The organism is Streptococcus parasanguinis (assembly GCF_015557775.1).
In the GTDB taxonomy this organism is placed as follows: Bacteria; Bacillota; Bacilli; order Lactobacillales; family Streptococcaceae; genus Streptococcus; species Streptococcus parasanguinis_AA.
The window spans coordinates 1-5055 of sequence record NZ_JADNOY010000014.1 but is presented as its reverse complement, the minus strand read 5'-3'; the positions used below and the strand labels follow the sequence as shown (position 1 = coordinate 5055).

At 49.8% G+C, this 5055-nt stretch carries 1 tRNA gene and 3 rRNA genes; all 4 read left to right on the top strand.

The window, feature by feature from the left end:
- Positions 1 to 160 precede the first annotated feature (160 nt).
- Positions 161 to 1709, top strand: a 16S ribosomal RNA gene (locus I2F76_RS10515).
- A gap of 53 nt (positions 1710 to 1762) precedes the next feature.
- Positions 1763 to 1835, top strand: a tRNA-Ala gene (locus I2F76_RS10510).
- Between the two features lie 123 nt (positions 1836 to 1958).
- A 23S ribosomal RNA gene (locus I2F76_RS10505) occupies positions 1959 to 4860 on the top strand.
- 79 nt (positions 4861 to 4939) lie between these two features.
- Positions 4940 to 5055 (top strand): 5S ribosomal RNA (gene rrf, locus I2F76_RS10500).
- Together the 16S, 23S and 5S rRNA genes with 1 tRNA gene alongside form the textbook arrangement of a ribosomal RNA operon.

Genomic DNA, 5055 nt, shown 5'->3' with positions numbered 1-5055 from the left:
TGATATACTAATATAGTTGTCGCGCGAGAGCGACAAAGACCTTTGAAAACTAAACAAGACGAACCAATGTGCAGGGCGCTATAACGAAAGTTATAGTAACTGAACAATAAAAAAACAATAAATCTGTCAGTGACAGAATGAGTTTAAGACAAACAATTATTTTAATGAGAGTTTGATCCTGGCTCAGGATGAACGCTGGCGGCGTGCCTAATACATGCAAGTAGAACGCTGAAGCTTGGTGCTTGCACCGAGCGGATGAGTTGCGAACGGGTGAGTAACGCGTAGGTAACCTGCCTCTTAGCGGGGGATAACTATTGGAAACGATAGCTAATACCGCATAAAAGTCGACATTGCATGATGTTGACTTGAAAGGTGCAATTGCATCACTAAGAGATGGACCTGCGTTGTATTAGTTAGTTGGTGAGGTAACGGCTCACCAAGGCGACGATACATAGCCGACCTGAGAGGGTGATCGGCCACACTGGGACTGAGACACGGCCCAGACTCCTACGGGAGGCAGCAGTAGGGAATCTTCGGCAATGGGGGCAACCCTGACCGAGCAACGCCGCGTGAGTGAAGAAGGTTTTCGGATCGTAAAGCTCTGTTGTAAGAGAAGAACGAGTGTGAGAGTGGAAAGTTCACACTGTGACGGTAACTTACCAGAAAGGGACGGCTAACTACGTGCCAGCAGCCGCGGTAATACGTAGGTCCCGAGCGTTATCCGGATTTATTGGGCGTAAAGCGAGCGCAGGCGGTTAGATAAGTCTGAAGTTAAAGGCTGTGGCTTAACCATAGTACGCTTTGGAAACTGTTTAACTTGAGTGCAGAAGGGGAGAGTGGAATTCCATGTGTAGCGGTGAAATGCGTAGATATATGGAGGAACACCGGTGGCGAAAGCGGCTCTCTGGTCTGTAACTGACGCTGAGGCTCGAAAGCGTGGGGAGCAAACAGGATTAGATACCCTGGTAGTCCACGCCGTAAACGATGAGTGCTAGGTGTTGGGTCCTTTCCGGGACTCAGTGCCGCAGCTAACGCATTAAGCACTCCGCCTGGGGAGTACGACCGCAAGGTTGAAACTCAAAGGAATTGACGGGGGCCCGCACAAGCGGTGGAGCATGTGGTTTAATTCGAAGCAACGCGAAGAACCTTACCAGGTCTTGACATCCCTCTGACCGCTCTAGAGATAGAGCTTTCCTTCGGGACAGAGGTGACAGGTGGTGCATGGTTGTCGTCAGCTCGTGTCGTGAGATGTTGGGTTAAGTCCCGCAACGAGCGCAACCCCTATTGTTAGTTGCCATCATTCAGTTGGGCACTCTAGCGAGACTGCCGGTAATAAACCGGAGGAAGGTGGGGATGACGTCAAATCATCATGCCCCTTATGACCTGGGCTACACACGTGCTACAATGGCTGGTACAACGAGTCGCGAGTCGGTGACGGCAAGCTAATCTCTTAAAGCCAGTCTCAGTTCGGATTGTAGGCTGCAACTCGCCTACATGAAGTCGGAATCGCTAGTAATCGCGGATCAGCACGCCGCGGTGAATACGTTCCCGGGCCTTGTACACACCGCCCGTCACACCACGAGAGTTTGTAACACCCGAAGTCGGTGAGGTAACCTTTTAGGAGCCAGCCGCCTAAGGTGGGATAGATGATTGGGGTGAAGTCGTAACAAGGTAGCCGTATCGGAAGGTGCGGCTGGATCACCTCCTTTCTAAGGAAATGGAAACCTGTACGTTGGTCTTGTTTAGTTTTGAGAGGTCTTGTGGGGCCTTAGCTCAGCTGGGAGAGCGCCTGCTTTGCACGCAGGAGGTCAGCGGTTCGATCCCGCTAGGCTCCATTAACACTGTAAGGGTGTTAAGATTGAACATTGAAAATTGAATATCTATATCAAATAGTAACAAGAAAATAAACCGAAACGCTGTAAATATTTAAAGAGTTTAGGTCGCAAGACCAAAAATAAGGTTAAGTTAATAAGGGCGCACGGTGGATGCCTTGGCACTAGAAGCCGAAGAAGGACGTGACAAACGACGAAATGCTTTGGGGAGCTGTAAGTAAGCGACGATCCAGAGATGTCCGAATGGGGGAACCCACTAGCTAATGGCTAGTACTCCTATCTGTTAAGGATAGGTAGAGGAAGACGCAGTGAACTGAAACATCTAAGTAGCTGCAGGAAGAGAAAGCAAAAGCGATTGCCTGAGTAGCGGCGAGCGAAACGGCAGGAGGGCAAACCGAAGAGTTTACTCTTCGGGGTTGTAGGACTGCAATGTGGACTTAAAGATTATAGAAGAATGACATGGGAAGGTCAGCCAAAGAGAGTAAGAGCCTCGTATTCGAAATAGTCTTTATACCTAGCAGTATCCTGAGTACGGCGGGACACGAGAAATCCCGTCGGAATCTGGGAGGACCATCTCCCAACCCTAAATACTCTCTAGTGACCGATAGTGAACCAGTACCGTGAGGGAAAGGTGAAAAGCACCCCGGGAGGGGAGTGAAATAGAACCTGAAACCGTGTGCCTACAACAAGTTCGAGCCCGTTAATGGGTGAGAGCGTGCCTTTTGTAGAATGAACCGGCGAGTTACGATATGATGCGAGGTTAAGTTGAAGAGACGGAGCCGTAGGGAAACCGAGTCTGAATAGGGCGGATTAGTATTATGTCGTAGACCCGAAACCATGTGACCTACCCATGAGCAGGTTGAAGGTGAGGTAAAACTCACTGGAGGACCGAACCAGGGCACGTTGAAAAGTGCTTGGATGACTTGTGGGTAGCGGAGAAATTCCAAACGAACTTGGAGATAGCTGGTTCTCTCCGAAATAGCTTTAGGGCTAGCGTCGACATTAAGATTCTTGGAGGTAGAGCACTGTTTGGGTGAGGGGTCCATCCCGGATTACCAATCTCAGATAAACTCCGAATGCCAATGAATTATGGTCGGCAGTCAGACTGCGAGTGCTAAGATCCGTAGTCGAAAGGGAAACAGCCCAGACCACCAGCTAAGGTCCCAAAATAATTGTTAAGTGGAAAAGGATGTGGGGTTGCACAGACAACTAGGATGTTAGCTTAGAAGCAGCTATTCATTCAAAGAGTGCGTAATAGCTCACTAGTCGAGTGACCCTGCGCCGAAAATGTACCGGGGCTAAAACAATTTACCGAAGCTGTGGATACCTTTATAGGTATGGTAGGAGAGCGTTCTATGTGTGGAGAAGGTGTACCGTGAGGAGCGCTGGAACGCATAGAAGTGAGAATGCCGGTATGAGTAGCGAAAGACAGGTGAGAATCCTGTCCACCGTAAGACTAAGGTTTCCAGGGGAAGGCTCGTCCGCCCTGGGTTAGTCGGGACCTAAGGAGAGACCGAAAGGTGTATCCGATGGACAACAGGTTGATATTCCTGTACTAGAGTATGTAGTGAAGGAGGGACGCAGTAGGCTAACTAAAGCGTGCGACTGGAAGTGCACGTCTAAGCAGTGAGGTGTGAATTGAGTTAAATGCTTAATTCTATAACATTGAGCTGTGATGGGGAGCGAAGTTTAGTAGCGAAGTTAGTGACGTCACACTGCCAAGAAAAGCTTCTAGCGTTAATCATACTCTACCCGTACCGCAAACCGACACAGGTAGTCGAGGCGAGTAGCCTCAGGTGAGCGAGAGAACTCTCGTTAAGGAACTCGGCAAAATGACCCCGTAACTTCGGGAGAAGGGGTGCTGGCTTTACGTCAGCCGCAGTGAATAGGCCCAAGCAACTGTTTATCAAAAACACAGCTCTCTGCTAAATCGTAAGATGATGTATAGGGGGTGACGCCTGCCCGGTGCTGGAAGGTTAAGAGGAGTGCTTAGCGGTAACGCGAAGGTATGAATTGAAGCCCCAGTAAACGGCGGCCGTAACTATAACGGTCCTAAGGTAGCGAAATTCCTTGTCGGGTAAGTTCCGACCCGCACGAAAGGCGTAATGATTTGGGCACTGTCTCAACGAGAGACTCGGTGAAATTTTAGTACCTGTGAAGATGCAGGTTACCCGCGACAGGACGGAAAGACCCCATGGAGCTTTACTGCAGTTTGATATTGAGTGTCTGTGCCACATGTACAGGATAGGTAGGAGCCATTGAGATCGGGACGCCAGTTTCGATGGAGGCGTTGTTGGGATACTACCCTTGTGTTATGGCCACTCTAACCCGGTAGGTTCATCATCTACGGAGACAGTGTCTGACGGGCAGTTTGACTGGGGCGGTCGCCTCCTAAAAGGTAACGGAGGCGCCCAAAGGTTCCCTCAGAATGGTTGGAAATCATTCGCAGAGTGTAAAGGTATAAGGGAGCTTGACTGCGAGAGCTACAACTCGAGCAGGGACGAAAGTCGGGCTTAGTGATCCGGTGGTTCCGTATGGAAGGGCCATCGCTCAACGGATAAAAGCTACCCTGGGGATAACAGGCTTATCTCCCCCAAGAGTTCACATCGACGGGGAGGTTTGGCACCTCGATGTCGGCTCGTCGCATCCTGGGGCTGTAGTCGGTCCCAAGGGTTGGGCTGTTCGCCCATTAAAGCGGCACGCGAGCTGGGTTCAGAACGTCGTGAGACAGTTCGGTCCCTATCCGTCGCGGGCGTAGGAAATTTGAGAGGATCTGCTCCTAGTACGAGAGGACCAGAGTGGACTTACCGCTGGTGTACCAGTTGTCTCGCCAGAGGCATCGCTGGGTAGCTATGTAGGGAAGGGATAAACGCTGAAAGCATCTAAGTGTGAAACCCACCTCAAGATGAGATTTCCCATAACTATATGTTAGTAAGAGCCCTGAGAGAAGATCAGGTAGATAGGTTAGGAGTGGAAGTTGTGTGAGCAATGGAGCGGACTAATACTAATAGCTCGAGGACTTATCCAAAGAGTCAAAGGATATTGACAACGAAAGGTTAACTTGTTAGAATATAGATGTTCAATTTTGAATGTTTAATCATTCAGAGTTAAGTGACGATAGCCTAGGAGATACACCTGTACCCATGCCGAACACAGCAGTTAAGCCCTAGAACGCCGGAAGTAGTTGGGGGTTGCCCCCTGTGAGATAAGGTAGTCGCTTAGC